This window comes from Actinomadura sp. NPDC000600 (assembly GCF_040492135.1).
In the GTDB taxonomy this organism is placed as follows: domain Bacteria; phylum Actinomycetota; class Actinomycetes; order Streptosporangiales; family Streptosporangiaceae; genus Spirillospora.
On sequence record NZ_JBEUPD010000095.1, the window covers coordinates 1 to 2,499 of the forward strand.

Sequence of the window (2,499 nt, forward strand, 5' to 3'; positions counted from 1 at the left end):
AGCTTTATCCGCTCCGATATAATCTTTAGGATCGAAAGTTTTTCCTTCATACTGAACAATCTCACCTTTTTTTATTTTACCAAAAAGGGGTCCGAAAGGAAGCCCAGCTTCTTTTAAAGCATTGGCATCGAGTTCACCTATTCGATTTTTTTCTACGACGCGATAACCCAAGCAGAAAATAGTATGGTCAAGCAAATCTGTATGGACTTCAAAACTATCATCTTCAAAGATTTTTCCAGCCGAATCAATTTCATGAAAATTGATACGATAAGCTAAGCGTGAACCCGAGATTCTAAGAGCGGTCAAAACAAAATCTTTAATTCCCACAGGGCCATAAAGCTCCAAATCAGTTTGTTCATCTGAACTTTGAAAACTCCTACTAGACAAAAAACCAGGCAAGCCAAAAATATGATCCCCATGTAAATGTGTAATAAAAATCTTAGTAATTTTTCGTGGCTTAATTGTCGTATTTAAAATTTGATGTTGCGTTGCTTCACCACAGTCAAAAAGCCAAATTTCATTACGCTCATCAAGCATTTTCAAGGCAATTGCCTGAGTGTTTCTTGATTTAGAAGGCTGACCAGCCCCAGTCCCTAAAAATTGGATTTCCATTGAACCTCCATCAGTTTCAACTCACCTTAAGGCAAATTAAAACTTTATTTTCTCAAAAATGAGAATTATTTTCCAAATCAAGAAAAGATTGTGAAACTTCCCCACAATCTTTTCTTCAATAAATTAGTGACCCGTGCTGGGCTCGAACCAGCGACCCTTTGATTAAAAGTCAAATGCTCTACCAACTGAGCTAACGAGTCATGCTTAAAGCGTCATTTTCACGACGAAATATATTATAACACAGACTTTCTGAAATTTCTAGTCTCAGCTGTAATTTTTTTATTTTTTTAAAAATTTATTATTTACGCAAATTGCAAGTCCAAGTTAGCCAGCCAAGCTCATCTCATATGAACTCTTATAGTTGAACATTTTTCTTGGATAATGGTTCATCCAATACTCGATAGCGGCGACTTCTTCAGGGGTCGTCTTTGTTGTGCCTTTTGGCAGATGCCTACGAATCATTCGGTTATGGTTTTCATTCGTCCCTCGCTCAAAGCTCGCGTAGGCGTGTGCATAGTAAACTGGACAGCTTACGACCTCAGAGAGCCTTGCAAATTCATGGCCATTGTCAGGGGTAATGGATTTGAAGTCATAACTTTTTTGAAGTTCCACCAGCTCATCATTGACCGCCTGTGCTGTTTTCCCATCAATCAAGCGAATGATCTCCGTGCGGTATTTTCGCTCTGTGAGCGTCAAAAGCACCTTGTTCTTAGCTCTCGTAAGAATGACCGTGTCAATCTCGTAATGCCCCACTTCTAAGCGATTGTTAATGAACTCAGGCCGTTCTTCAATAGACTTACCAAAAGGATGCTTTGGCGCACGAGGTTTGATTTTCTTTGCCGCCTTATACTGCGGATAGAAAAGATGATGACGCTTGGCTTCTAACCAGCCCCAGTTGACCCAATTGTAGAGGCTGCTCAGAGAAACTCCTTTTAGAGCCTGATGAATGACTTCCAAAGAGTCCTTGTCTTCTTTAAGACGTGTACTCACATAACAATCAATCTCAGTCGTGAGTTTACTCGGACGAACACTGTGAGCCCTCAATCCTTCATAATTTTCTTGAGCCTTTTTAGCAGAGTATTTTACCTTCCGCTTGAGCTGGATTTCCCCTCGCTTCATCTCTCTGTCAATCGTCCCATGAGCTTTATTCAATAAGCGCGCAATCTCACGGTTGCTCAGTCCTTCTTTATTGTGCCAACGTTCAATGTTTAAACGGTCTTGATTGGTCAGGTGTTTCCCTTTGCTCTGGCTTGTGATAGAATAGTCTTGCATCTGAATTTCCTTTTTATACTATTTGGTCGAACTTCTAGTATAAGAGATTCAGATGTTTTTTGCTTGACTCAAGGTGGCTAACTTCATTTTACAATTTGCGATAAATTATTTGACTGAAAACAATCAAACTAATCCAAGGAATTAAATAGGTTGAAACATAGGCTAAACTTGCAGTCAAAGAGTTCGTATGTTCTGCGTGTGCAACAGTTGAAAAGGGAAAGAGACAAACAATAAGTAGAATCCAATGATTAGACCAGAGAATTAACTCATCAATTTTATTTGATTTGATAAAAGTCATTACATGGTGCAGTGAGTTCCAAATGGAAGCAAGGGCAACAAAAGTAGTGATATAAATAAGGAGCATAAGTAATACATTTGGTGAAAAAAGATTTCCATCTTCTGGAACTTTAAATTCTAAAACTGTTAGGGTCATTACTACGGCAAATATTCCGTCAGTAAGCGCCTCTATTCTGCTTTTATTCATGCTTATAATTATAGCAAAAAAAGCTAATAAACTCTGTTATAGAAAGAGCTTATTATCTTTTTATTGATATCTTATATAGTGTTGTTAGTTGAATCACGAGTGACTAGATAGAAAGACCCATCTGGCAAAAC

General features: G+C 38.3%; 3 protein-coding genes and 1 tRNA gene. All 4 read right to left on the reverse strand.

Features of this window, described 5'->3' with window-relative positions:
* Positions 1–612: MBL fold metallo-hydrolase (locus ABWI07_RS43840; protein WP_353822178.1), on the reverse strand; the 612-nt coding region annotated here is incomplete at its 3' end.
* Positions 613–739: 127 nt separating this feature from the next.
* Positions 740–812 (reverse strand) — tRNA-Lys (locus ABWI07_RS43845).
* Between the two features lie 124 nt (positions 813–936).
* Positions 937–1,884 carry an IS30 family transposase gene (locus tag ABWI07_RS43850; protein ID WP_003130410.1) on the reverse strand — a complete coding sequence of 316 codons (948 nt, stop codon included), beginning with the start codon at positions 1,882–1,884 and terminating at the stop codon, positions 937–939.
* 88 nt (positions 1,885–1,972) lie between these two features.
* The gene (locus ABWI07_RS43855; protein WP_014570629.1) at positions 1,973–2,368 is read right to left on the reverse strand and encodes a TMEM175 family protein; all 396 of its coding nucleotides are present in this window, start codon (positions 2,366–2,368) and stop codon (positions 1,973–1,975) included.
* Positions 2,369–2,499: the final 131 nt, after the last annotated feature.